Raw genomic sequence first — 25,546 nt, 5'->3', positions numbered from 1 at the left:
TGTTTAATTGTTAATAAACCACTGACCTTCTAATATTTCTTTTGTACTTATTGGATTCCCATAAACATAATCTATAAATGTATATCCTAGAGCCTCATCAAAGTTATCTTCCGCTTTATAATGATAGGTATCGTTTAATATCTCGCATCTGATATCCTTACCATTCTCTAAAGCTTTCACTGCTTCCATAAAAGTTACTTCTACTTGTTTAGGTTCTACTAATGTCCATATTTCATTAGTTAGAAAATCCTTATATGTTCTACCTTCTATAGTAAATAATCCTTTATCTCCTCCAGTTGTTCCAATTATGACCTCTATTCCTTTATTATTCTTATATCTAGGTCTTTTATCTGTTGATATACCTTCATTTTTATAATCCTCTGCCAATTTTAGAAGTTCCCATGTTTTATATTCTTTCACAATAATCTCCTCCTCATATTCATAAACTTTAATATTTTTATTATCAAGACCTATACATCCTTGATCAAATCCATTGCCTTTTTCATCACTTTCAAAACGGTCACATTTTAATTTAAACTTATCATTTTTATGTTCAATAAGTATACCTGCAAATTCTACATAATATTCCTTTTCAGATGGATTTAAACTATTTACCTCTTTAACACTTAATAGTCTACCCCTCAATTAAATTACCTCCTTTGCCGGAAATATTTGATTTATATATATTTCATTAATTTCTTTTAATTCTTTAATATATGCATTGTGTGCCTCTAATTCATCAGTGAAATATCCTAAATATTTTATTTTCCCACTTATTTTAATGTTTGAAACCCATTTATTATTAGTCTTACTCCAACACACTCCTACATATTTTGAACTTTTATTTGTATGCTTGTTTTGTGCATTTTGTCTAGCTGTAACAACTCTTAAATTTATTTTAGTATTATTAAGCCCATTCCCATCAATATGGTCAATTTTCATTTCTTTTGATATTTTGAGGATTTCTCTATGCATCTGAATAGCAATTTTCTTTTTAGTCTCTGACTTTTCACCTCGCCTAGCATAAAAGGTGTTAAAATTTTTATTTGCGTACCATTTGTATTTACTCAATCTTTTATAATCTTCATTATCAACTATGGCTTCAAGACCTTGTGTCAAAGGTATAGTTTTCATTAATATATTCCTCCTTGTTATTGTTTAATTATCTGATAAAAATTTCCTTTTATAAGAGTTAGTTAATTATGTCCTATTATTTTTGTATGATGCAACTACCTAAACGTTATTACCAAATTTTCAACATAATCCTTTAAACCACAATCTGAACAAGTAAACTGTGAATTTTTATAATCTTCATGCAATAAATAGCTTCTACCCTCTATTTTTATATTATCAACTTCTGTTACTTCAAAATCTGTTGAACCACATTTAAAACAACTTAATTTTAATTCCATACCATATCTCCTTACGTACTTTAATCAAACTATTTCACTTATTTTTATTACTTTAACATATTCAATACTTTCATCTGTCTTATCATTTAATACTTCCTCTATCATGCTCATTTCAATGTTTTCCTTTGCTAATTCAATATCATCACTTTCCATTTCAACATCAAAATAACACATTACCCTTGCTTTAAATTCCGCCATATTTATACCTCCAATTTAATTATTTCTTAAGCACTTTTTCATATTCCGAAATTAATAATGATTGCAATGCTATTACTTCATCTGCATAATCAAGAAGATCATTTGCCATTGATTCCTCATCGTCGCAAGTGTCATTATATTTCTCTTCCATTCTAATAAGTTTTTCTTTTATTTTTTCTATAAACATTTTTTTCTCCTTTCGTACTTTTCTCAATAGCCGATATTTTTGAAGTGCGAATTAATCATCAAACGATACTGTTTCAATTAACTCTATTTTCTCAGCATTTTTAATTTGAAAAAAAGTAGGTTCATATTTGTATTTTTTCATCCAGGCAAACAATACTTCATTAAGTTTTTCTTCTAATTCTTCACTATGCTTGCTTATAACATCATTCAGATAATCTTCTCCTACTTCTCCTACTTCGTCTGTTGTGTTTTCAGCTACATTTTCTAATATAAAATCAACATCTACACCGCTTGGCGAAACTACTTCGCATTGTCCTATTATAAAGCTGTCATTGCAAAACGCTTCTTCCTGCTCTTCAACCACTTGTTCTCTACCTGCAATTATTGCTTCTTCTCTTGTATCAAATTGATCTCCTGCCCATATTTCACTACCATTTAAGTTATACGTCCATTGATTTTTCATAATAATTCTCCTTTTATTTTTATTTGTTGTTGCACACTTTACTCATATTTTGACTTATTATTATTTATTTCCTATCCAACCAACTCAGATAAATCAGCTCTTAATTCTGTAATAAAATGTTTAACATCTTCATATCTAGTCCTGTCTATTAATTTAATTTCTCCTAATAGTAATGAAGTTAATTCTTTGTATTTATCTAATTCAGATTTATCTGATGTTGATTCTACTTCCACAATATAAATGTCCTCCAGCATTTCATTTGTCCATTTACAGTCTCCATGATCTAAATCTATACTGTAATAACCTCCATAAAGAATATCTGTAATAGTTACATTTTTACCTGAATATTTTTCCATACTAAGAATAAATCCAAGTCCTCCATAAACTTCATCATATTTTAAATCCTTTTTTACCCTAGCCACATCTCCTACTTTATACATTAATTTGTCCTCCTTAATTATTATTTATTTCCTATATTTACATATTACAGTAGTATTGTTTAATTGTCAATAGTTTATTTTAATTTAAAACGAATATTTTATAATATTATTTTTCTCTGTAAAAAGTATGGTTTCCTATTTTAGTAATTCTCTCAACATCATCTATCCATGAAGGTCTAGCTATACTTAAATTTACAAAGTATAAAGCTTTTCTTGATACTAGATTACCATTTAATAATTCTTTTGCTGCTCTTATACAACTTTTATGAGGTACACTATTAAATAGATTTGAATGTATTCCAGAGAATTGAGACTTCTGATATATAATATTATATAGAGATTTATTATAAGTTCTCATTCTATTAATAACTACAGCTCCTACCCATAACTTACCCTCATAGCTTTCTGATAGAGCCTCAGACTGTATCAATTTAGCAAGTAAGATTACTTTATCCTGATCTAATGTATCTCCTCCTCTGGGTAGTGTAGTAGGCTTAGGTTTCACTATAGTTTTAGGTTTTACCACTACTTTAGGTTTTACTACTACAGCTTTAGTCTTAGGTTTAGATTTCTTTTTAACTATTACTTCTTTTTTTATAATTGGTTTATGAATCTCTTGTGATATCTCGACAGGTTTAATAAAGAATACAAGAGCAATTGTCAAAATTAGAGTTATGAATATTTTAGGCATTTGCTCACTTCCTTTATATTATTATTTAGTTGTTAATAATCTTCTAATACATCTTCTAGATCAATTATGGCATATCTCGTTATCCACCAAACTATAACATCTGTATTTTCAAATATAGGTTTCATTTTACCTTTTACTAATTTTTCTCCTACTTTCTTTTGCCCAAATTTCTTTTCCATTGAATGAATATAAATAAATTGATTTTCTTCTAAAGGTTGATTGTTCCATATTTTTCTACCTATTTTACATCTACAAGTTGTTCCTGTACTTAAACAATAGGTTTCCATTACTGGAGAATATTTAGTGTCTATGTCCGATACCATAACAAATCTCTTATCTAATTTATCGTTAGTGTAATCTATATATCCAAATATCTCTTTTTTGTTTAATATTGATTGTTGCAATGGAATAATCTTATCAGGAATTACTTCCCAAATTGCATTTAAACAATCTATATCATTAAATTTTGTATAAGTTAATTCAGTAGGCTTTGAATTATTTTTAATTATTTCTATAATATTTTTATCTATTACTTTATTTTCTACTGTTGCTATTTTAGGAGCCTTTTTAGTATAGAATAAGTTAAAATAAACTACAAAATCTAATATTTTTTGAGCATTACCAAAGTCTTTAAAATAATCTATTTTTATTAAGATATCTAACATTGTTTTATTAATAGAAGTCTTTTTTATATCTACAAGTAAATCAAAGAAATTTGTATATTCATTATTTTGACTTAACTCGTATAATTCATTTGCTGAATTTTTTCCCATGTCCTTTATTGAAGTTAGACTAGGATTGATACATTTATTTTCTTTATCAAATGTAAATCTTCTATTATCTAATCCAAATTTTAATTCTCCATCATTAATATCAAAAGCCTTTTTCATTTCTACTTTAAGAGCAGCTACTTTATCTTTATTCTTTTTAGCATCAAATCTATTTAAAGCTACTTCATAAGTTTCATATGGATAATAAGCCTTAAGATAAGCTATTTCAGCTCCATCATTACCCACGCAGTAGGAATGCGCAGAGTTAAATGCGTAGGCCACAGCGTCTTCCATGACTGTCCAAGTCTCTATAAATCCTTTATCATCACCAACATTTTTGATCCACTGAGCTTTACATCTATTCTCTAATTCCTTTAATACTTCTGGAGCAAATTTCTTTTTAGATATCTTCTTAATAATATCATAAGTTTCTTTCATTTCAATTCCTAACCAATTAAGATATGCCATGATCGATTCCTGGTACAACATGTATTTAAAACTATCCTTTAATACTTCATCTAAAGCCGGAACTCCTGTAGAATAAGATTTTCTACTCAAGAAGTTATTAATCAATGATTTGAATGCAGGGCGAATTGCTGCAACAAAAGCACTAAGCTGGGCTGTATCTGTCATTTTATATCTCATACATTTTAATCTTGTTCCTTCTTTTTCACATTGGTTAACACATAATGTATATCCATTAGCATAAATATCCCATGCTTTTTTACCCTCTTCATTAGCTAATAATACTTCCAATTGATTATTTGTAATAGATGGTTTCCCTATTCTCTTCCATATATCATCAGTTAATCCTACAACATCAACTATTAATAAATCTGTTTTTAAATATTTATATAATTCTGCCATATTACCATCTATACAAGTTGTTAATACTGATTTTTTAGTAGTCTTACTTTCACATCTCATTATTCCAATTTCTTCTCGAATATCTCCAGTTAATAATAGGTATGCACAAGGATGACTTGACTTTTGTATAATAATTCCTTGATATGATTCAGATAAACCTACATATTTAACATATTCTTTGGTAATATAATCATTAATATCTATTTCTTCTTCCTCTTCTTCAGTCTCACAATATTTTAATGCCTTATCATATTCCTGTAGTTGTTTACTTACTTCATTTTGAATAGTAGATTCTATTCCTTCTGCTCCCATATATAATTTAATTGCTGAAGACTTTTTCAATGCTCCATATGCAATCATAGGATAAACACTATGTTCTCCTAATAATTCCTTAAATGCTTCTATAAATGGTGGTTGAATATCAACGTTATTGTCAATATCTGGAAGTGACCTACTCTTTATTATTCGGTCTGCTGTCATAAATCTTTCAGGATATAACTTTATAGGAGCTTTAAATCTATCAACCTTAGAGAATCCTAATAGAGTATTTATAAAGAAACCTACCGAACTACCTCTTCCTCTTTTAGTTACTCTGCCACCCTTATCTCTACCTTTCTGAAGACCATAATAATGTAATAAAAAGTAATCTGCCATACCAGTAGTTATAACTTCTCCTACCTCTTCTCTAATTCCAGTAAGATATATACTATATTCTTCTTTTGGAATATTCTCTAATTCTTTAAATTTGATCCATTCAAGATTAATGATTCTTTTTAACTCATTATCTTTTTCCAGTTGACTCATATTTGGATACATAGTAGGAAGTTTTATTTTTGTATCTAAAATAATATCATCAAAATTTTCTATGCATAAGGTATTTTTAAATGCCTCAGATATCTGTTCATCTGTTAATACTCCTTGTGTTTGGAATCTTTCAAAAGCTACTTCATATGATGGATAATCAAGGAACCAGCCATCTTCATCCTCGTAATGTAATCCCTTATATGCTAGTATTTTATCTCTTCTTATTTCATCCTTACTATTAATGTAATGACTGTCCATTCCAGCTATAACTTTGATATTATATTTTTCACTTAATTCTATAATATGTTTGTTTATTTCTACTTGTTTTAAAGTGTTATGATTTTGTAGTTCTAACATAAAATTATCTTTAAAATAATCATGTAATTTAAGAACTATATCATCTATATCCTCATATTTATTCCAGAAGGCTATGCAAGCTGAAGTTACAAAAACTGATTCAGGGGGGCAAAGAAAATAATAACTCAAAGTCTAGTCTAGGTCTACCATTAAAATAACCATCTTCATTAGCTGTTGATAAGACTTTATTTATAGCTTTTCTAGCTTTTTCATTTTTTGCAAGGATTACTATATGACAATTACTTTTATCTTTATACGTTTTTATTTTCCCTGTTTTTGCATCAACTTTATATTCTCCAGTTTTGACATCAATCTCAGGATTTTCTGCTAATCTATCTTTAACCCAATATGCTTCTGTTCCAAATATAAATTTCAGATTTCTAGGAACATTTAATTCTCCTTTGTCTCTTCTCTTCTGTAATTTTATATTAGTTTTTAATATCAGATCATGCAACAAGAAATAATTACCCTGGAACCCATGTTCTACTGAGGTCACAACGGATTGATTTAGAAATAATGCCCGAGATATATACTCTTCATAATTACATGGACTATCCGCTATTAAAATGTTTGTGTACATTTTGTGAGAATGGTAATTAATATAATTATTCATTTTTTACCTCCTTATTAAATTATTATTTAATTGTTAATCTGTAATTTCAACTTCATATTTGTACATTGCATCATATAATTTTTTTGGTATTTGTTCCTTGTATTTATCTGCTACTTCCTTTATCACTTGTTCTTTACGTGTTTTATAATGATAAAATGCTTCTTCTGGAGTAGCATATTGCCCTATATATCCACAACTGGTTTTCTTGCTTCCTGCATTTATTATATTATCACGACATGCTGCCCTATATTTATTACTTGTTTTATGCCAAGTCACACCTATGGGGAATTTACCTCTAGATTTATTAGATTTTACAAATAATCCATTTATTTTTTCTGGTACAAATATACATGTTTGTGGCGAATATACCTTATTGCCTTTAACTAATATATCTTTATCTAATGCTATAATTTCATTTCCAACAGTATAAAAATTTTCATTAAACCATTTCCCAAATACTTGAAAGTTAAGCCATTCAGTCTCTACAGTACAATTTTTATATGTTGGAAATTCCTTTTGTTTCTTTTTATCATAACATCGTCTTAGCATACCTTTCCATGTATCGTATACTTTTGTAATTTCACCATCAATTCTAGGTTCATAATTTCCATCACCTAAATATCCGATGTTATATACAGTCTTATCATTATAGTTTTTAATTGTTCCATTCTTAAATTTTTTATATTGTCTGTTTTTTGAGATATATCCATTTTTAAATTCTACATCTATATCAAATGTTCCACCGTATCTTATTATTTTCATTTCAGAACCATAATTATTATATCTAATTTCGCCAAGCCTATTTGATAAAAATTTACTGTCCATTAATTATTTTTCCTCCTTCATATTTAAATTTGCATTGTTCCATTAATAAATTAAAACAGTCTATATTATTATCACTTGGGCTCTGCTTCTTATTTAGTAAATCCAAATTATCATAGAGATAATAAACATCTAACATTCCATTAAATTTTGAGCACTCTATAAATATTTCATTAAGCAAAACATCTTTATCAAATGCTATTATTAATGTTTTACCTAATTTTAATAATTTTTTAACTTGTATGGGACTTATTACTTTTTTATTAGTTGCAACACAATTGTTAACTCCAAAACTATCACATTGCATCACGCTCTTCTCAGCTTCAAATATTATTAATTCGTCAGAAATCATTATGTCAAAGGAATTCTGATAATACCCAAATAAGTAGTTATTGTTATTACATGGATAGTAATTTATAAATTTTGGTATTCCATTAATTTTATAATCTTTACTACCGGCTCGCCCCTTGAAACTAAGTAAGTCACCCTCTTCATTACGAATTTCAAAAACCACACGATTATCTAATACATCATAACTAACACCAAATTTCTTTTGAGACTCTGATCCAACTCCATCATCTGAAAATAAAGCGCAATCTTCCCTAACAAATCTTCCAGTAAAACTTTCATCAAGAATTATTTCTTCCTCAACATACTCTTCCTTTTTTAAACTTCTTTTAAACTGTCTAAGGAAATCATGAGCATCACTTTTAACTACTTTTTTTCCACCAGTAGTTGTATATTTAACTCCACAAATCTTACACACAATCTCTATAGCTTCAGTCAATGTATTCTCTTTAACATATTGAATCAAAGTAAATATATCTTTAATTTCATAATCATAATCATTTTTAGATCGTACCTTAGCAGATAAATTTTCATTCAGAGATATTTGTACGCTTGTAGTATTATCATGAGGATAAGGCAAAGCAGCTTGAACTCTTTTATTATTAATAATTTTTATATGGTGACAATCTATATTTTCTAATATGTCTACTATCAATTCCGGATTATCATTTAATTGTTGTTTTAATTGTAATAAATCCACTCTGCTTACCTCCCATGATTAATATGGCATACTGTCTTCTTCCTCACTCTTAAATTTCTTAGCTTGAACTATTGTTGCAGTATTGCCTAAGAATGTGAAATTTAAATATTGATCCTCTTCCATTTGCTCTCCATTTCTATTATAATCAATGAATAATTTACAATTTCCAGCATCTGTACCATCCTTAATCATTTCTTCCTTTGTTTTATGAATCCAATAAGCTATTGTAGAAGCATATCTATTTATCTTATCAGAATCTGCAAGTCTTCTTTCTTTTGGAGCCATTTGTCCACCTGCTACAACTGCTAAATCTAATGCTCCAGCTATTTTATTCTTTAAAAAGTTTGTCATATCACCTAATACATTATGTTCTTTTACATCTTTTCCACTAGTATCATCAACTTTAATATAATCATATATTAAAAATCTCAAACCCATAGATTGTTTTAATTGTTTAGCCTTCATATATGTCTTATCTTTAGTCCATTCAGGATCATATATATGAACTAAAGGTTTATTTTTTAACCAGTCCTTAGCATCTAATATTAGTTTTTCTTCCTTTAATGAGTAATCTCCATTTTTGACTTTGTGTATATTTACGCCTGATTTCAATGCTAAGAATCTAGTCATCCATAAATCATCTTTCATTTCTGTATCAAATATTGCAGTAGGCACTCCATTATCTACTTTATGAATAGCTTCATTCAAGAAGAACATGCTCTTACCGGATTTTGCTCGGCCTCCTATTACAACAAGTTCACTATCTTCATAAGTAAAATATTTATTGAGATCTTTATATTTACTTGGTAATCCGGAGAATCCAGAATCATTTCTTTTGCTTAATATTTTATCCCATAAATCATCTGCTTTTTCTCCCATAGTTTGAATATCTGTATCAACTATATAATTATCTGCAAAATTAGTTATATCAGTCTGTAGCTTATAATTTATTGAATTAATATCCTCTCCACTTTCGAGTACTCCGTTAGCCATTTCTCTTAATTTAATATAACTATCTCTTTTAAATGCATTGGCTACAATTTTCTTAGATATTAATTCATAACTTCCTACATCTGTCCTAGCAACCAATTTTAAATCATCAAGCCATCCACAAACATCTTTTGATATATCTTGATACTCATCAATTACTGCTTTAGATGCTTTATTACCTTCTATCTCAGATATAATCATAAAGTTATCTATTTCATTAATCCCTTTATCTGTAAGAGTTTTTATTATATGATAAACACAAGCAAATTCCCTATTATAAAACTGATTAGGTTTAAGATATTCACTTTTATAAATAAACTCTGGATGCATAAGAAGTGTTCCTATGACTCCAGTTTCACTAATAGTATCTTTAGGAAGAGATAGTCCATGCATTTTTTCAAATTTCTTGATCGAGTCAATCTTCATATTTCCCACCTCATATTAAATCATTAAATTTTTTGTTAGGTTTATATGTGAACTTTATTATATCTTCATCATTACCTTGAACTATCTCATTTTTAATACTTTTAAATTCTATATTAGTTTGTATTTTCTTCCATTCTTTTATATTTCTACCTTCGTTGCAGTAATAAGCTATTCCAAAAGGATTATTTAATACAAAATTATTAACATGTATTTTCTTTATTATAAATAATACATATCCAGCTTCATAATTACTTGTATATAATAATTGATTAATAACTTTTCTAAGTAATTGAATAGCTGTCTGTGGTAAATTCTCAATATAATAAGCTTCTATTTCTTGTTTTAATGACTTTTCTTTATGACATTCAGGACAATAGTAGCCACCATCTTTAATTGCATCTTCCTTAGCTATTTCATTTCCATTTTTACAGTATTTATAACGACAGCGCATTTACATCACATCCTTTTAAGATAAAGAGCTCAAACAATATAGCCTGAGCTCCAACAATTTATTTTTCTTTTATTTCTTTTAATGCTGCTAATACTTTTTCTGCTATTGAAATATCTTTAATATTAAGAGGATTAGGATCTTCACCATTTATTTTTGCTATAGTTGAAGCTACAATAGATTTCTTCTTTGCCATTACTAATATCTTACATCTTGCTATCACTTCATTTTTAACTTCTTCTAAAGTTTTAGTAGATTTAGGAACATCTGTTTTAATTTCTTCTTTAACTTCTGGTGGAGTAATTTTCTGTGTCTTAGTTTTTTTCTCTTTTTCCTCTATAATCTTTTTAACTTCTTCTTTTTCATTTAATGCTATCTTAGCCTTACCCTCTTCTTTAGCTTTTTCTAATTTACTGTATTTCTCATCTAAATCACCGTCATTAGCCCATTTAATAATATTTGCTCCATCTATTTCTGTCACCATATTTCCACCGTATTCAAATAATTCTGTATTATCTTTCATAGAAGTATAGGTGTGTGTTGACATATCCACATTGAGTGATACAGTCATAATATATTCAATTCCGTCTCTCTGGATTAAATCTACACCTTTTTTAACTGGAATCTGTTTGCCATTTTGTTCTTCTAAAACATATTTTTCTTTTGATCGGCAGCAAACAATAAAATGAGCATTAGATTGAAGAATTTTATCCAAGAATTTATCGTGCCTTGGAGAAATTTTATTGAAATTTACGAAACTATTTCCTGGCATTCTATTGTGTACATCAAGCAAAAACTGCCATTCAAGTGATACAGTATCTAAAACGATAATATGATAATCGCTATCTAATGCATCATCAATTGCTTCTATATACTCTTCGGGAGCAAACTTATCTAACTCTAAAATGTCATAATCAAACTTTTTAGCGTAATAACAACTTCTTCTATTTTCTGTGTCTATATAACATATCCTCTCTTCTTTACCTGTTACTTTAGATAATTCTTTTGCCATTCCTGTTGCCATTCTCAATGCACTAAAAGTCTTACCTGATCCAGAACATCCTCCTAATAATACCTTTGTATAAATTGCCTCACGTTTTGCTTTTTGAATTCTACTCATAATATACATCTCTCCTTGAATTTTATTGTTTTATATAAATTGTTTTAATTTATTAATTTTCCAATATGGTATTCTGACCAATTTTATATTGTTTTGTTCACAGTAATTGTCCTTTATTCCATCATTGATTTTTGTAGACTTGAACTTTTCCTCTCCACCCATATACTTCGCAGGTTTGTAATGTTGGCTTCCATCAAACTCAATCAAATACTTTAATTTCTCATTATTCATTATTGCAAAGTCAAATCTTAATTTACGTTTATTTCTACATCCATCAAATGTAAATTGTTTTTTATATGATAAACTATTATTAATTAAGTATTGTTCAATTACATATTCACCTTTTGATTGTTGTTTTGAACATACTTGACATCTTCTTTGTGCATGATAATAGAATTTATCCCAACTACAATTAAAAATTTCTCCACATTTACACCTAAAATCCAAATTACTTCTTGCCTCAATATATTCACTGCTAATTAATTCACACTCAGATATTTCCTTAGTTTTAATTTTTAGATCCTTTAAAGAAAGTTTATTACCAGTACACTCCTGACATTTATTTCTCTCTCCGTTTCTAAAGCTACGGAAATCTCTTTCAAATACATTCCCACATGAACATTTAAATTTTAGTGGCTTATGAACTCCTTCATAAACTGTGGACAATAATACTGAACTTGAATTTTCGGAAACATATTTGCGTACATAATCAATATTGTATTTACCTTTGCTGCATACATCACATGTTCTTTTATTGCTATCTTTAAAATGTGTGAATGTAGTTGTAAATGTTTCTCCACAAGAGCATTTCAATTCTAGCGGTGAAAATATACCATCATACTTTCCAGATACTAAAATACAATCTGAATTATTTTCAATAAAATCTCTAACATATTCAGTTGTTAATTTTTGTTTATCTGCTGTCATTTTATTTCCGCAAACATTACATTGCCTTTTACTATGACATTTAAAATCTCCAAATACAGTTTCAAAAGTATTTCCACAAGCGCATTTTATTTTTAATTTTTGTTCACATCCTAAATATTCGGTATCTAGTAATATACAATCTGAGTTATCATTTATAAATTTAGTAATATTTTCTATAGTATTTTTCTTTCCCAATCTGTTACCTCCTTGTATTCCCAGTTTTTACAGAGAAAACTAGGAAACTCTTATGTTATTGTTTAATTGTTAATAGTTTAGTAAGGAAGATCATCATCTTCTATTGGTGTTACATCATTATCTACCGTTGAAGTTTCTTTCTTTGATGCAGATTCTTCTAATGCCACTCTAACCTCTTCCTTTGTATATTTAGACTTTTCAGTTTTTTCTAAATCAACATCAATAACTTCCAAAGTTTCAGTATATCCATCAATACTTCTTTTACTATTGCCACCTTCTGACTTTCCTTTTAATGTCTTTCTAGTAGGCTCACTATCTGCAGCTTCACCTTCAACATAATTGGGTTTTTTATTAACAGATATTGTTACTTTAATTAGATCTCCAACTTTAGCATTTTCTGTGAAGTAATCATTAACATCATTATCTGTAAGACTTAATTCTAATTCTAACATCTCACCTTTAAAATTAACTAGGCCTACATTAACTTTTCTATTAACTGGTTTTTCTGTAATAATAACAGGAATCTTTAATTCATTTAATTCTTTAAAATCATCAGTTTTAAAATCTATAGGTTCATTTTCAATATAAATTGTATTTACCAAATAATTTATCCTCTTATTGTACGTATCTATTTCCGCTCTTGTATTAAGGAATACACTATCTCCATCTTTAAATGATCCCATTATTTTTTCTATAGCCTCTTGCTCATTAAGTGAAGTAACTTCTGTTTCCCCTTCAGCTTTAAGTTTAATATTAAGTTTAGTATTCTTCCATTCTCCTACTTGTACGAATAATGAATTATCTTTACAAGTTTGTATTCCGAATGATAAGAATCTTTTTACACCAAAGTCCTTAGCTTCTTTATTACTCAAATTCCACAGTCTGCATTTTGTTGAAAAGTAACCTCTAGTTTCTTGCATCATAATATATACTCCTTCAACGTAGGCCGTTACCCTTATATTATTTTCTTATTTATTTAAGCCATTATTTTAGATATTTTTTCTATTATGCTTGCATTACTTTTGATCTTCCCTCTAGCACTTATTGCCATTGCAGCGTGTTCATCGACTATAATATCTGATTTAGTTGCTAGATTCTCAAGACTTTCATTTGCATTCATTAAATCTTTCACCATTCCACCAAATACACTAACTGCATTATCTGAGAAAGCTTGAAGTTTTGCTAATTCCACCTGAGCACTGTAAACTTTATTTTTTATTTTTAACATTTTAATAATTCCTCCTTTTCTCCTATAAAATCTCACATTTATATTACTAATTTAGCTAAATCTGGTCTCAATACTGTGATATAATGTATAACCTCACTATATTTATCTTGATTAAATTCTTTAAGTTCTGTTGCTAAAAGTGAAGCTAGTTCTTTATACCCTATTAACTCAGTTTCCTTTAGTAAAATTATTTCTTTTACATCTATTTCTGTATTCTCTAACATCTCATCTGACCAAAAACTATCACCTTTATCTATATCTAATTTATAATCATAATCATTTTCGGTAAATTCTGTAATAATTGCAGTTTTCCCAACAAGTTCTATCATATCATCATTGACATGTAATTCTTTATCCTCCGTATTTACTAATGGTTCTAAGTCTCCTTTAACTAAATCCTCTCTTATCTTAACCTTATCTCCTATTTTATATCTCATTAATATATTCCTCCTTATTATTATTTAATAGTATCTTCAACTTAACCGGTGAATCTCTACCTCTGCCCATACATTAACCTCCTAGCTTTCTTACCACTTCCTATATAATAACATGTTATTGTTTAATTGTAAACCCCTATTTCAAAACTAATTTAATTTAATTTATTTTCATTCTGCCATACGCTATAGTGGTACAGCTCACCTATTACTTATAAATTAGTGATTACCACTTTACTGAATTTAAATCCATATAATTCTTGGAGCCAGATTTTATTATCAAAGGAAGTTATATAAGAATCTCCAACTTTCTTTACAGTAATTTCTAGATCTAAATCAATGTCATTTAGCATATTTTCTAAATTATCTAACGCTGCTTGAATCATTTCCTTTGTCCCTCCATTTAAACTAATATCTTCTTTAGTTCCTTCAACATCTAATACATACAATTCCATATTGATACCTCCTATTATTTGTATAAGTTATCATAAACTACCTAAATATTATATTTAATTCTAAAATATTACTGTACATGCCCTTGTAAACTTCTTAATTTTAATTGTAAGGATTGTAACATATACTAATATTTCTTGAATATAAAATGTTTTCTTCCACATTTAGAACATATTCCTAAATTCCCATTAAATTTATATTCTAAATCTTCTTCCTTACATCCAATAATTGTATGAATGATATAATATATAAATTTCATTGTAAGGCTCCCTCCTATTTATTTTATGAGAGTCAATAACTTATATATTAACTCTCATATGTCATTGTTTGATTGTTATAGAGATACTACTATTGATGTTCCTGATAGATTACAATCATATCCTGAGCTCTTTCTGATTTCTCTATTTTGTTTTTTATACTTTAACACGTTATCTTCTTCAAAATAAATCCAGTCATAATGATTAACTTTTCCTCCTGCTTTTAAGATTGAAACTGCTTCGTCTTTATTTACTTCTTGGCCTACTTTATATTTTGGACTGCTTACTAATTCAACTTCACTTGGAATCCCAGACCAAATATTATTTTCATGAAAGTTTATTAATAAATCCCTATCATTATATACATTTGTTATGGTTCCAATATCTCCCACATTAACTCCACCAAAGCCATCCGTTGGATCATCAGAAATCAATCTTACTTTATCACCCTTTTTAAATATTGTTACCTTAGCACATTCTCCAACTCTATCTAACATACTAGGAGTAAATAGATATTCAAATCCCTTTAGTTTCATTTCTCCTTTGTTATCAATAGATTCAATAGTTGATATTCTGCCAAGATATTTTACCATATCATCTATAAAAGTATCTAGTTCATCATATTTTTTGTTCACGACTAAATCAGATTTAACTTTAACTAAATCTCCAACTTTTAATTCCTTTAAAATAGGATTTTTAATTGAAGGAGTTTCTATTAATCTAAAATACTTTGATTCTAAATCGTTATAAGTTTCTCCTATTTCCAGAGGTAAGTCTTTATGTTCTATAACTTTAATTGAAAGATTACCATATTTATCAATTTTAACAATTTCACCTTTAGTCATTTTCTCATCAGTAATACTATAAAAATTATTTTTTACACCATTTACAATATCGCCAACTTGGAATTTATTAAGAGCTCTCCCTGATACTGTTTTACTAACTATACCTTTAACAGAAGATAAACCACTTCCAGTTAATTTAGTCCTACCTGCAAACTCTTTAATCTCTTCCACTGTAGGTTTATCATATGATTTAACTACCTTTTGCACCTCAGCTACTAAATCTATACCCAGAGCTCTACCTGCTGCTACAACAAAACCGAATTCTTTTGAATACGTATCCTCATGGAATAACTTAGCAACGCCTTCTTTGTTTCCAATTCTTACTCTAGTGGTAGTTCCTTCTGTAATGATTTCTAGCTGCTGAACATTTTTATGATTAACTAATTTTAAATCTGAATCTACAGCAAAACATTCATAATTATCTTTATCTATTCTGATATAATAATCATCCTCTTCAACTTTTATAATTGTAACAGTATCTCCAGCTTTACCAGTTGTGTAAGCTAAATCTGAAATTAATTTTACTTTATCCTCGACTTTAAATAATTTATTCATAACTTCCTCCTTATTATTATTCTTTAATTGTTCTCCCTCATATATTAATTTAAACCAATCACAATCATCTATATCAAAAATATGTGAGTTACCAGAATCATCCTTTATACTGAATTCATATTTGTCTACATCATATACCTTATACTCTTTCCCTCTCGTACAAAATCTTTCTCCTCCACCTTCCATATACTCATCTCTGACACCAATCACTTTTAATAACTTTTTCATATCCTTTTCCTCCTCAACCTTATTTTTATTTAATTACCATATTATTATAATACTACGTTATCCTTTAATTGTCAATACCTAAATTAAAGTTTTCTTTCTTCATTTATTACAGTTTTAGATCTTTTATCATTGTCTGCCCAATCTACTAATTTTGTAAGATTTTCTATTGAATAATTATATTCAACTCCTGCCATAATTTCATCTATTATATTTTGATAAAATACTACCATTAATATGACCTCCTTTATAATGAACATTTTATATTATAGGTACGTCCTGTTTTGTATTGTGTCTTAACTATTTAACTTTTTAATTTCTTCTTTTAATTTTCTATTATCAACATCTAAACTCCAATTGCTTAATTGTATTGATGTAATCCATAGCAATTGTGATATAACTAATACGGTAATACCTAAAGCCATATTAGTTATATAGCCAACGTTATATGCAATGATAAATGAGGGTAAAAAGCATACTGAACCAAGTATTAATCCTATTAACTCTTTTTTATCTCTTATATTAAATAGTTTCATTTTTCTCCTTTCAGTTAAGTTGTCATATTCTCATATTGACTACTGATATTTTTGAAGTACGAATTACTCATTATTCAAATTAGTAAATAATTTTTGACCACAATGAAAGCAATAATTATCATCAGTATAAACATGAGAATCGCATATAGGACATTCATTTTGACCATTCTTATCGTATTTTATTGCTTTAGGTATTTGTTTTTCTAAACATTCAACAGCCATATCAATGTGAGTTTGATGAAAATTACCAACTTTTAAATGATTAATTGCTACTTGTATTTTATTTCCCATATTTTAAACTCCTTCGTCATATAATCATGTTGCCTAGTTTTGTATGATGCAACTACTTATTTTTTAGGTTCTTCTAATTTAGTTATTAATAACTCTTGTCTTTGTATTACAGCTATTGCTAACATACATAATTCGGACATTCTACCTTGATATCTATCAGCAGTTTCATATAATTCTTCTATTAATTTTTTATTCATATGCAATTCCTCCTTAAATTTTTGTATTGTGACATTCTCCTTATAAGCTGTTTAACATAAGTTTTTTCCACTCTTGTCTAATTCCCCACATTTTTGTAGATTCAACTTCTTCAAAACATTTTAAACATTCTTCTTTGTCGGCTTTATCTCTATATTTTTGTCTTGCATCTATTCCATATCTGCAAAATGCTTTATCGTCTGTATCATTTATATCTAATTGCTTACATATACTACATTGAAATGCTTTCATAATTCTCTCCTTTATTTATATGATGACTTAAACTTTTTCTAATACAATTCTATATCCATCAATTTCAGTAATCTCGATTGCTTCTGCCCAATCCCAATATCCTCCTTCTGTAGCTTTCCTTTCAGCCATTACTGTATTCTCAGCAATTACAGTTTTTGTTCTTCCACTTTGATTAACCAAATCATTACGCCAACATTCAACTTCATATAATTTCATATTTAATCCTCCTTTTGTGTCACCATATAATCGTATTTTGACTTATTCCATGTACAAAAATTTATCCAATTTATCTGAACATTCTTCACAAAGTTGATAATTATTTTCATTTGTAATTCCACAAATAACCCATTTTATCTTCGTTCTACACACCTTTGCTAAATGTCTTGAATGATAGTTTATCTTTTCCCCACATCTATCACAAACTTCATATTCGACTTTTGCCATATTAAAACTCCTTTCGTATCTTTCTCAGAAACTGTAGTTGAAGCTTATTTTTGTATTACGAATTAAAATTATTTTTGAATTTGTCTTTATTAGTTTTACGCTGTTCTGTTGCTATCTCTTCAAATTTAAATGTTTTTACTATCCAATTCATAAGTTTATATGCTATATTGTCTGTGAGTTCCAGCCCTTTTTCAGCGAATTCTCCTACTTTAAAGATTATAAAAATAGGTAATCTTATAGGCATCATTAAAATGTTTAATATCCAATAAACTGTTTTATATCTCTTTAATTTCATAATTATTACTTTCATTTTTGTATTCCTCCTTATGGCACACTTTAATCATATTGTTCATTAACATTATTTTGTTGAATTATAACTCCCTGGAAAGTTCAAGTTTACTGCTACTGATTTATATACCCTAACAACTCTAGCTCCGCATATATCACAAACTTTAATTGGTTTATCATTTACAGAGGTTTCTACCTCAAAATCGTCATTATTAGTGCAACTCTTATCAGTACATCTATATGTATATACTATATCTCCTCAACTCCCTCATAAATATATTTTCCGTCAACTAATCTAAATTGGCACATTACACTGACATCTGGAGAATCAGTACTAGCAATATCTAACCCTATAACATATTCAACTCCCTCTTCAGAATCCATAATATTATACTTCTCCCTGAAAATTTTAAGTCTTTCCTCATCCCACTTTAACATTTTACCTTCATCATCTTTTTCTATTATTACTTTCTTAACCATAGTGACCTCCTTTAACATTATTATTTAATTGTCTCTCGATTGGTATGAACTCTCCATGATATTTTATTTCAGCTTTCCTTCTAATTTGAATGGCATCTTCTAAACTATCATATCTTCCAAGATTATGACCTTTTCCATAAATATTTAACATGACCTTCCATTTATTTCTGCTTTTATCCCAAGTTACACCTGTTACACCACTGGTATTATTTGATTGCATACGTTTGTTTACTTCATTTTCTGAGGCAGAGATAGCTCTTAAATTATTTAGCTTATTATCCATTTTATTTCGATTTTTATGATCCGCCACTATATTTTTATCTTTAATATCAAGAATAAATCTATGAAGCAGTACTTCTTTTTTTATCAATTTTGCATCCTATGTATGCGTCACTTCTAAACCTCCACATATGATTTTTAACTCGTTCAAAACATTCATTTGATATTTCTGCTTCTACGTAATTATCGCTAACTTTATTATAAATAATTATTTTAATGTAATTTAGACAATTAATATAAATGTTTATATTTCTATATGTTTTTTTAGAATAAATAATATTTTTAGAATTGATAACGACTTTATCTTTTGTATATTTTTCTGTTTCAATTTTAAGATAATGCTCTGTACAACGTCCATTAAATTTTGCCCTTTTATCACACCCCTCAATATTGCATGTACTTATTTTTGCTTTCTTACCATAATGTCTAATTTTCTTTAATACCTTTTCATTATATATTAACTTTAAGTAATTATTTATTGTAGTCTCACAACAATGATATTTTTCTGCTAATAAAGACATTGTGATACCTTCTTGTAAATATTCATTTTGTAATTCTATTGTGTTAATCCCGAATCCTTTCAAATTATTTCCTCCTTAATACATACTTATTTCTGTCTTGTCCTCTCTGATTATACTTTTCCATGTAGGAAAGCGTAGTCCAGTTCCACCTTTCTGATTATTGCTTACTTCAAAATATCCTATGGTAACTATTTTATTTAATATTAATTCAGGATGCTCCCAGTATTTAATTCTCTCTTCCTTACTAAATCCTGAGCCACAGTTACATTGATGTAACAATCCATTGTCTGTAAACTGTATTGTTATTGCTCCAAGCTTACCTATATTAGTTCCGGTTCCTTCTAATATATCTAATACTTTTACGTCAGCATCATTAAACTTTTTCACCTTGAGAATATTCCTAGTACGTTTACACAAATATGGAGCATTTGAAATATTTATCATAACTCCTTCGTGTTCTTGTACTATCTGCTCATCAAGTAGTTTGATTATTTGTTCCTTATCTTCTCCTTGATATAGAATTGGAACTTCGATAATATGTTCTAATTTAAATTCGTATAAATCTTTATTTAAGAGATCCTTTCTAAAGGAACATGGGAGATTGCATTGACCTCTTTTAAAATCATTTATAGGTAGCATATCAAAGCAATTTAGTATAAGATTTCTCTTCTCTCCATCTTTTCTAACTTCTTTAATTGTCAAAGAGAATAAATCTTTACTTGCTAGTCCATTATCGTTTCTGAGTATCAATTCTCCGTCATACACATACCCTGGTTGAAGTTGTTTAGCATCCTCTAGTATTTCTACTAACTGTTCTATCGGCTGTCCTTGCCTACTAAAAACCTTTATATCTCCATTCTCTTCTTTAAGCAATACGCATCTAGTCCCATCGAGCTTCTGACTCAATATAAATTCACCTTTAACAGCTTCGGGATGAGCAAAATATTTATCTGCTAACATTACATCAAACGAAGGTATAAAATCTCCATAAACTTTATTTAATGTATTTGATGTAAATCCTAATTTAAGTGATTTAGTTACAATCTGAGTAATTAATTCTCTTTGATTTTCTGGTTGCCTTAATATAAAATCTTGAATATTTGCAATATCTGAATCTCTACCAGTATTATGCTCTTTTAGATATTTCATAACTTCCTCAATAGATTCTAAATCATAATCAAATTCTAAAGAAACTTTAACTTTCTTACTAATTTTTTTAGAACTAATTCCCGATAATATATATGGATCATAAACAAATTTTAATATATCTTTGAATAATAAATTATCCTTGAATTGTTCAAATAGATTTTCTTTCTCATTTCGAGAATTTGTAGCAGCAATCTGATTAAATATATTTAATATTTCTTCCATACTATTTCTCCTCCTTATCATATTTTTCTAATAAACGCGCATCCTTAATAATTTTTCTCTGAAGATATAATGTTTCCATATCGTCTAACTTTTCTTTAACATCATTTAACTTTTGTAATATCAAACATCCTACTGCAATCCCTATAAATATTAATCCAGTATTTGTTTCCGGTTCATTCCATGCAGATACAATAAACACAAATCCTAATATCATATAGTAACTATTCAGCAATCTTAATAATATTTTACTCATATTGATGCATTCCTCCTAATAAATTTATAGCTGAAAATAATTCATTATTAATCAAAGGACAATTATTTTTATTATGACAACTTAACTCCTGGAGTCTACTTCTTGATTGCTTTAAGTTATAATTATCTTTTATTAAATCATGATTCTTTAATTGCAATTCTTGATTTTCTTGCCTTAATAATTTTACTTCTGATTCCAAAGTTTGATTTCCTTTAATTAATGATTCTACATATTTACTCATTAACTTCCTCCCTCTCATATAAAAGACATGTTTTATAATAGTTCTAAACCGTCTATCATTCTTTTTGTACCTAACCATACTTTTCCACCATCTTTGGATTCATAACTTTCTTCATCCCATGCCACATTCACAAACAATCCATTGCATTCTGTAGATTCAACAGTCCCATTAGGCTCAATAGCCATAGTCGAATTATCTTTAGGTCTAACCCTATCCCCTTTTTCAAAAACTAATAACTCAAATTCTCTTCCATTAATATAAAATCCTTTTGCTTCTCTGTTCATTAATAATTCCTCCTATATATTATTATTTTTATTTGCTTGATTTATAGAGAATTGTCCAAGGCCTAAAGTATTACATGGTTTAATTTCCTTATTACTTTTAAATAATTTTCTAAAGAATAATTTAACCTTATTCCACTTAGATTTATTTTCATATGGAGTTTTCCAATTTGATTCTCCTTGAATAATTTGTGATAATACATATGGATTAACACCACACTCCTTAGCTGATTTATTAATAGAATCTTTTAACATAATATTCCTCCTAATTATTATTCAATTGTTATTTGATAAGTAGCAACTCCACCTGTTTCATTATTTCTATCAAGATTTATAGCTTTCCATAGATATTCATTATGTTTTTCATCTAAATCATCTACTAATTTTATTATTTGTAGCCTATCTCCATCTTCCCAGTCATAACAATCAAGAGAATCTCCATTAATAATAGCTGCAAAGGGTAATTCTTTATTTCTTAAATCATTCACATCATTTATATTTACAGTACCTTCTAATTGTTTTACCAAATCAATTAATTCATTTTCTACTTTATCTTCACTCATATTAATAATTTCCTCCTATTCTATTTATATCTACTAACTATCTTAATTTCCTTCAATCGTTTTAATTCTTCCTCAGTCTCTTTTATCCAAGCTAACTGCATCTCTAAAGCCTTTTCCTTTAACACCTTACGATTATTACATATCATATAACAATCATTAAAATAAGCAGGTATATTTGTTATATTATCGGTGTTAACCATTAAATTTTTCATTGGTTCTATTCGTAACACTCCTTCTTCTTTTTTAAAGTATAATTGGTACATTTTAACCACTCCTATTCTATTTCTTCTATTACCTGGCTAAACTCAATTTCTAAATTTTCTTCTTTTTCGATCTGAAACTTTGCTGCTAACATATTTTCTTTATGAATTTCCATCTCCTCTCTATTTTCATATTCATATAAGAAACTTTTAAGCCGGCGTATATTCTTTAATACCACTCTCTCACCTCATTATTATTCATTTGTTATTCCTTATCTACTATAATACAACATAATTTATCCATTGTCAAGTTATTGTTTAATTGTTATTAATTTAATTTAAAAACTTTATTCTACAATAATATTTTTTATTATTTTAGTTTGTAGATAAGATGGATTTATAGGAAGCTGCTCTCCTTCTAAAATATCATAACTGGTATTAAATCTATCACACATTTCTTCAGCTAGAGCTTTATCTATATTATCTATAGATATTTTTAAATCAAATCTCCCTTCTCGAATTAATGCTTCGTCTAAACTGTCTATATAATTTGTAGTTGCTACAAACACAACATTTTCTGGACTCATTGTACCATCCAAAATATTTAACACTGTTCCTAACAGGGCTGCTGATTGATCAATATTTTCATTTTTACTATTATTTTCATCTTGGCCTCTTTTACTTAATAAACAGTCTATATCCTCGAATAAAATAACCGATTTTTCAGGAATATTTATAATCTTCTTAATCAATTCTTGTTCTTCTTTATACGACTTCATATTTATTATGTGCAAATTGTAATTCATATATGATGCTATCGCTCTAGCTAATGTAGTCTTACCTGTACCTGGACTACCATATAATAATATCCCTGTTTTATAAATTATCCCATGCTTTTTATAAAAAGGTTTTAATTTACTCCATTTATCTAAATGTTGAATTATCATATTTTTATTTGGAGTAAATATATCATCAAAGCTTTTACGGCTTATAGAATATGTATCCCAAATATCAGGCAATGGATAAGTTTTTATCATATCTTTTTTGTTATCAGAATTTATTGCATCATAAACTATGTTTCTATATTTATCTTTATTACCAATAATTCTAATTGTTATTTTATCCATACACTCATATGTATTCTGTATTATTTCTTTTGATAAAAAAATTAAAGTAAGTTTTTCTATAAAGAATACATATGATCCATAATTGATAGAAAACTTTGTCCTATCACCAGTAGAAGCATAATCTCTTTTTGCATTTAAATTATTTAGTAATACATTTTTATTTAATGAAAACAGCCACTTATTTAGCGCCTGATATGCGTCTTTATCCGATGATGTTGTTGAAAATGAAAAAGATATATTTGCTATTATTGTATTAAATATTTTTTCAGGTATCGCTTTAAATATATAGGCAAAATATCCTAAAATAGTTACATATATTAATGAAAAATTCATATTACTTCCTCCTCTAAATAGTATTGTTTAATTGTTATTTGTAATTTCCATAATCCATTCTTTTAATTCCTCAACAGAAATAATTCTACAATGTTCTCTTGAATACCATTCTCCGTTATCATAAAACACCATTTCTTTTTCATAATAATTAGTTATGATAGTTCTTAATATATTTACATAAGCCAATAATTCGTTCATAATACTTCCTCCTACCTCTCACCATATTTCTTACCAATATATTTTTTGCAGATTAAATTATCCATATAAAAATCACAGCTATCACATTTATCATTTACATTAGAAGTTAAATATATTTCTTCTTCACAATTACATTCTCCATTAGCTCCAGTATAATGATCTTCTTTATCATGACTATTAAATTTACAGGTAATCCATTCACATTTAATCATTTGATTTCTCCTTTTCAGATAACAATTGATTTAAACGAAATGCTTCTTGTAATCCTATATCTGTTAGAACCTCACTAGAATGAACAAATACCATCTCATATCCTTCAGGAAAATGTTTCTTGTATTCTACGTGTCTATCAAGTCTACAACCTTCTGATACTCCTAAATCCTGTGGTACATAACGCTCACTACTGCATAGATGACTTCCTAATACTTCTCCATCATCACCCATAGCATAAGCAATTCCATCTCCACCACCAACAACATTTGAAAAACAATAAATTTTATTCATTAATATTTATACCTCCTTATTATTATCTACAAAATACCCCATGACTTTAGTTGAGTACATTGTAGGACAATTATTTAAATTTGTAGTAATACAACTACCAACATCTGATTTTAAACTGCACTTTTTATTTAATAGTTCCTCATTATGTATTTTCTCTTCATGTCTATTAAGATCAAATGATATTATTTGAGTAAAAGTTTTATAGTGCCTTAATTCTCCCATAATATTTTCTCCTTTCACCTATTATAAAAAATCTATTTTATTGTATAATATTTTTGAAGTACGCTACTTGATTAACCTCAATGTTTTTATTATAGACATTATTTTTTCATCAGAATGTTTTAATAAATTGCTATAAAAATTTTTATACATCTTCATTTTACCCATGTTGTAGGCTTCAACAAATATAAAAATC

At 27.9% G+C, this 25,546-nt stretch carries 46 protein-coding genes; all 46 read right to left on the bottom strand.

Annotated features, from left to right (window positions below; genetic code table 11):
* Positions 1-3: 3 nt before the first annotated feature.
* Positions 4-645, bottom strand: a complete 642-nt coding sequence (locus JJD95_RS13380; protein WP_291643529.1) for a hypothetical protein — start codon at positions 643-645, stop codon at positions 4-6.
* Positions 646-1,134: an HNH endonuclease gene (locus JJD95_RS13375; RefSeq protein WP_291643528.1), complete on the bottom strand. Its 489-nt coding sequence runs from the start codon at positions 1,132-1,134 to the stop codon at positions 646-648.
* 95 nt (positions 1,135-1,229) lie between these two features.
* Positions 1,230-1,412, bottom strand: a complete 183-nt coding sequence (locus JJD95_RS13370) for a hypothetical protein (RefSeq protein WP_291643527.1) — start codon at positions 1,410-1,412, stop codon at positions 1,230-1,232.
* A gap of 24 nt (positions 1,413-1,436) precedes the next feature.
* Positions 1,437-1,610 carry a hypothetical protein gene (locus JJD95_RS13365; RefSeq protein ID WP_291643526.1) on the bottom strand — a complete coding sequence of 58 codons (174 nt, stop codon included), beginning with the start codon at positions 1,608-1,610 and terminating at the stop codon, positions 1,437-1,439.
* 19 nt (positions 1,611-1,629) lie between these two features.
* Positions 1,630-1,797 (bottom strand): hypothetical protein, encoded by a 168-nt coding sequence (locus JJD95_RS13360; protein ID WP_291643525.1) that lies wholly within the window; start codon positions 1,795-1,797, stop codon positions 1,630-1,632.
* Between the two features lie 51 nt (positions 1,798-1,848).
* The gene (locus tag JJD95_RS13355; RefSeq protein ID WP_291643524.1) at positions 1,849-2,259 is read right to left on the bottom strand and encodes a hypothetical protein; all 411 of its coding nucleotides are present in this window, start codon (positions 2,257-2,259) and stop codon (positions 1,849-1,851) included.
* Positions 2,260-2,330: 71 nt separating this feature from the next.
* Positions 2,331-2,699, bottom strand: coding sequence for a hypothetical protein (locus JJD95_RS13350; RefSeq protein WP_291643523.1), 369 nt, complete (start codon positions 2,697-2,699; stop codon positions 2,331-2,333).
* 106 nt (positions 2,700-2,805) lie between these two features.
* Complete coding sequence (locus JJD95_RS13345; RefSeq protein ID WP_291643522.1) at positions 2,806-3,390, bottom strand: cell wall hydrolase; 585 nt, start codon at positions 3,388-3,390, stop codon at positions 2,806-2,808.
* A 32-nt stretch (positions 3,391-3,422) separates the two neighbouring features.
* Positions 3,423-6,317 carry a hypothetical protein gene (locus tag JJD95_RS13340; protein ID WP_291643521.1) on the bottom strand — a complete coding sequence of 965 codons (2,895 nt, stop codon included), beginning with the start codon at positions 6,315-6,317 and terminating at the stop codon, positions 3,423-3,425.
* Positions 6,289-6,801 (bottom strand): PHP domain-containing protein, encoded by a 513-nt coding sequence (locus tag JJD95_RS13335; RefSeq protein WP_291643520.1) that lies wholly within the window; start codon positions 6,799-6,801, stop codon positions 6,289-6,291. Before JJD95_RS13335 ends, JJD95_RS13340 begins: the two co-directional genes overlap by 29 nt.
* Positions 6,802-6,834: 33 nt before the next feature.
* Positions 6,835-7,626 (bottom strand): hypothetical protein, encoded by a 792-nt coding sequence (locus JJD95_RS13330; RefSeq protein WP_291643519.1) that lies wholly within the window; start codon positions 7,624-7,626, stop codon positions 6,835-6,837.
* Positions 7,616-8,671 carry a hypothetical protein gene (locus tag JJD95_RS13325; RefSeq protein WP_291643518.1) on the bottom strand — a complete coding sequence of 352 codons (1,056 nt, stop codon included), beginning with the start codon at positions 8,669-8,671 and terminating at the stop codon, positions 7,616-7,618. Before JJD95_RS13325 ends, JJD95_RS13330 begins: the two co-directional genes overlap by 11 nt.
* An 18-nt stretch (positions 8,672-8,689) precedes the next feature.
* Positions 8,690-10,087 (bottom strand): DnaB-like helicase C-terminal domain-containing protein, encoded by a 1,398-nt coding sequence (locus JJD95_RS13320; RefSeq protein ID WP_291643517.1) that lies wholly within the window; start codon positions 10,085-10,087, stop codon positions 8,690-8,692.
* Positions 10,088-10,097: 10 nt separating this feature from the next.
* Positions 10,098-10,538 (bottom strand): hypothetical protein, encoded by a 441-nt coding sequence (locus JJD95_RS13315; protein ID WP_291643516.1) that lies wholly within the window; start codon positions 10,536-10,538, stop codon positions 10,098-10,100.
* A 58-nt stretch (positions 10,539-10,596) separates the two neighbouring features.
* A complete protein-coding gene (locus JJD95_RS13310; RefSeq protein ID WP_291643515.1) occupies positions 10,597-11,655 on the bottom strand; it encodes an AAA family ATPase in 1,059 nt (352 codons plus the stop codon).
* A 30-nt stretch (positions 11,656-11,685) separates the two neighbouring features.
* A complete protein-coding gene (locus tag JJD95_RS13305; RefSeq protein WP_291643514.1) occupies positions 11,686-12,777 on the bottom strand; it encodes a hypothetical protein in 1,092 nt (363 codons plus the stop codon).
* 77 nt (positions 12,778-12,854) lie between these two features.
* Positions 12,855-13,700: a hypothetical protein gene (locus JJD95_RS13300; RefSeq protein WP_291643513.1), complete on the bottom strand. Its 846-nt coding sequence runs from the start codon at positions 13,698-13,700 to the stop codon at positions 12,855-12,857.
* 53 nt (positions 13,701-13,753) lie between these two features.
* Positions 13,754-14,005 (bottom strand): hypothetical protein, encoded by a 252-nt coding sequence (locus JJD95_RS13295; protein WP_291643512.1) that lies wholly within the window; start codon positions 14,003-14,005, stop codon positions 13,754-13,756.
* Positions 14,006-14,043: 38 nt separating this feature from the next.
* On the bottom strand, positions 14,044-14,442 hold the full coding sequence (locus JJD95_RS13290; protein ID WP_291643511.1) for a hypothetical protein: 399 nt from the start codon (positions 14,440-14,442) through the stop codon (positions 14,044-14,046).
* 209 nt (positions 14,443-14,651) lie between these two features.
* Positions 14,652-14,894: a hypothetical protein gene (locus tag JJD95_RS13285; RefSeq protein ID WP_291643510.1), complete on the bottom strand. Its 243-nt coding sequence runs from the start codon at positions 14,892-14,894 to the stop codon at positions 14,652-14,654.
* Between the two features lie 125 nt (positions 14,895-15,019).
* Positions 15,020-15,151, bottom strand: coding sequence for a hypothetical protein (locus JJD95_RS13280; protein ID WP_291643509.1), 132 nt, complete (start codon positions 15,149-15,151; stop codon positions 15,020-15,022).
* Positions 15,152-15,226: 75 nt separating this feature from the next.
* A complete protein-coding gene (locus tag JJD95_RS13275; RefSeq protein ID WP_291643508.1) occupies positions 15,227-16,777 on the bottom strand; it encodes a hypothetical protein in 1,551 nt (516 codons plus the stop codon).
* An 83-nt stretch (positions 16,778-16,860) separates the two neighbouring features.
* On the bottom strand, positions 16,861-17,007 hold the full coding sequence (locus JJD95_RS13270) for a hypothetical protein (protein WP_291643507.1): 147 nt from the start codon (positions 17,005-17,007) through the stop codon (positions 16,861-16,863).
* 63 nt (positions 17,008-17,070) lie between these two features.
* A complete protein-coding gene (locus JJD95_RS13265; RefSeq protein ID WP_291643506.1) occupies positions 17,071-17,310 on the bottom strand; it encodes a hypothetical protein in 240 nt (79 codons plus the stop codon).
* A 63-nt stretch (positions 17,311-17,373) separates the two neighbouring features.
* A complete protein-coding gene (locus JJD95_RS13260) occupies positions 17,374-17,601 on the bottom strand; it encodes a hypothetical protein (RefSeq protein WP_291643505.1) in 228 nt (75 codons plus the stop codon).
* A 56-nt stretch (positions 17,602-17,657) separates the two neighbouring features.
* Positions 17,658-17,798, bottom strand: coding sequence for a hypothetical protein (locus JJD95_RS13255; protein WP_291643504.1), 141 nt, complete (start codon positions 17,796-17,798; stop codon positions 17,658-17,660).
* A gap of 40 nt (positions 17,799-17,838) precedes the next feature.
* Complete coding sequence (locus JJD95_RS13250) at positions 17,839-18,048, bottom strand: hypothetical protein (protein ID WP_291643503.1); 210 nt, start codon at positions 18,046-18,048, stop codon at positions 17,839-17,841.
* A gap of 27 nt (positions 18,049-18,075) precedes the next feature.
* Positions 18,076-18,264 (bottom strand): hypothetical protein, encoded by a 189-nt coding sequence (locus tag JJD95_RS13245; protein WP_291643502.1) that lies wholly within the window; start codon positions 18,262-18,264, stop codon positions 18,076-18,078.
* 42 nt (positions 18,265-18,306) lie between these two features.
* Positions 18,307-18,492, bottom strand: a complete 186-nt coding sequence (locus JJD95_RS13240; protein WP_291643501.1) for a hypothetical protein — start codon at positions 18,490-18,492, stop codon at positions 18,307-18,309.
* Between the two features lie 55 nt (positions 18,493-18,547).
* Positions 18,548-18,802, bottom strand: a complete 255-nt coding sequence (locus tag JJD95_RS13235; RefSeq protein WP_291643500.1) for a hypothetical protein — start codon at positions 18,800-18,802, stop codon at positions 18,548-18,550.
* Between the two features lie 227 nt (positions 18,803-19,029).
* Positions 19,030-19,260, bottom strand: coding sequence for a hypothetical protein (locus JJD95_RS13230; RefSeq protein WP_291643499.1), 231 nt, complete (start codon positions 19,258-19,260; stop codon positions 19,030-19,032).
* Positions 19,253-19,630, bottom strand: coding sequence for a hypothetical protein (locus tag JJD95_RS13225; protein ID WP_291643498.1), 378 nt, complete (start codon positions 19,628-19,630; stop codon positions 19,253-19,255). The genes JJD95_RS13230 and JJD95_RS13225 overlap by 8 nt, the downstream gene beginning before the upstream one ends.
* On the bottom strand, positions 19,602-20,123 hold the full coding sequence (locus JJD95_RS13220) for a hypothetical protein (protein ID WP_291643497.1): 522 nt from the start codon (positions 20,121-20,123) through the stop codon (positions 19,602-19,604). The genes JJD95_RS13225 and JJD95_RS13220 overlap by 29 nt, the downstream gene beginning before the upstream one ends.
* Before the next feature lie 12 nt (positions 20,124-20,135).
* The gene (locus JJD95_RS13215; protein ID WP_291643496.1) at positions 20,136-21,431 is read right to left on the bottom strand and encodes a hypothetical protein; all 1,296 of its coding nucleotides are present in this window, start codon (positions 21,429-21,431) and stop codon (positions 20,136-20,138) included.
* A 1-nt stretch (position 21,432) separates the two neighbouring features.
* Positions 21,433-21,684 (bottom strand): hypothetical protein, encoded by a 252-nt coding sequence (locus tag JJD95_RS13210; RefSeq protein WP_291643495.1) that lies wholly within the window; start codon positions 21,682-21,684, stop codon positions 21,433-21,435.
* Complete coding sequence (locus JJD95_RS13205) at positions 21,677-21,925, bottom strand: hypothetical protein (RefSeq protein WP_291643494.1); 249 nt, start codon at positions 21,923-21,925, stop codon at positions 21,677-21,679. Before JJD95_RS13205 ends, JJD95_RS13210 begins: the two co-directional genes overlap by 8 nt.
* A gap of 32 nt (positions 21,926-21,957) precedes the next feature.
* Positions 21,958-22,209, bottom strand: coding sequence for a hypothetical protein (locus JJD95_RS13200; RefSeq protein ID WP_291643493.1), 252 nt, complete (start codon positions 22,207-22,209; stop codon positions 21,958-21,960).
* A gap of 12 nt (positions 22,210-22,221) precedes the next feature.
* A complete protein-coding gene (locus tag JJD95_RS13195; protein ID WP_291643492.1) occupies positions 22,222-22,461 on the bottom strand; it encodes a hypothetical protein in 240 nt (79 codons plus the stop codon).
* A 17-nt stretch (positions 22,462-22,478) separates the two neighbouring features.
* On the bottom strand, positions 22,479-22,769 hold the full coding sequence (locus JJD95_RS13190) for a hypothetical protein (RefSeq protein ID WP_291643491.1): 291 nt from the start codon (positions 22,767-22,769) through the stop codon (positions 22,479-22,481).
* 20 nt (positions 22,770-22,789) lie between these two features.
* Entirely contained in the window at positions 22,790-23,032 is a 243-nt protein-coding gene (locus JJD95_RS13185; protein WP_291643490.1) for a hypothetical protein, read from the bottom strand.
* An 11-nt stretch (positions 23,033-23,043) separates the two neighbouring features.
* Positions 23,044-23,208: a hypothetical protein gene (locus tag JJD95_RS13180; protein ID WP_291643489.1), complete on the bottom strand. Its 165-nt coding sequence runs from the start codon at positions 23,206-23,208 to the stop codon at positions 23,044-23,046.
* A gap of 108 nt (positions 23,209-23,316) precedes the next feature.
* Positions 23,317-24,429, bottom strand: coding sequence for an AAA family ATPase (locus tag JJD95_RS13175; RefSeq protein WP_291643488.1), 1,113 nt, complete (start codon positions 24,427-24,429; stop codon positions 23,317-23,319).
* Between the two features lie 27 nt (positions 24,430-24,456).
* Positions 24,457-24,627, bottom strand: coding sequence for a hypothetical protein (locus JJD95_RS13170; protein WP_291643487.1), 171 nt, complete (start codon positions 24,625-24,627; stop codon positions 24,457-24,459).
* Between the two features lie 11 nt (positions 24,628-24,638).
* Positions 24,639-24,839 (bottom strand): hypothetical protein, encoded by a 201-nt coding sequence (locus tag JJD95_RS13165; RefSeq protein ID WP_291643486.1) that lies wholly within the window; start codon positions 24,837-24,839, stop codon positions 24,639-24,641.
* The gene (locus tag JJD95_RS13160; RefSeq protein WP_291643485.1) at positions 24,832-25,131 is read right to left on the bottom strand and encodes a hypothetical protein; all 300 of its coding nucleotides are present in this window, start codon (positions 25,129-25,131) and stop codon (positions 24,832-24,834) included. Before JJD95_RS13160 ends, JJD95_RS13165 begins: the two co-directional genes overlap by 8 nt.
* A gap of 6 nt (positions 25,132-25,137) precedes the next feature.
* Positions 25,138-25,353 carry a hypothetical protein gene (locus JJD95_RS13155; protein WP_291643484.1) on the bottom strand — a complete coding sequence of 72 codons (216 nt, stop codon included), beginning with the start codon at positions 25,351-25,353 and terminating at the stop codon, positions 25,138-25,140.
* Positions 25,354-25,546 lie beyond the last annotated feature (193 nt).

It is taken from the genome of Clostridium sp., assembly GCF_016650035.1.
Classification (GTDB): Bacteria; Bacillota; Clostridia; order Clostridiales; family Clostridiaceae; genus Clostridium_AD.
This window is presented reverse-complemented; position numbering and strand designations above follow the sequence as displayed.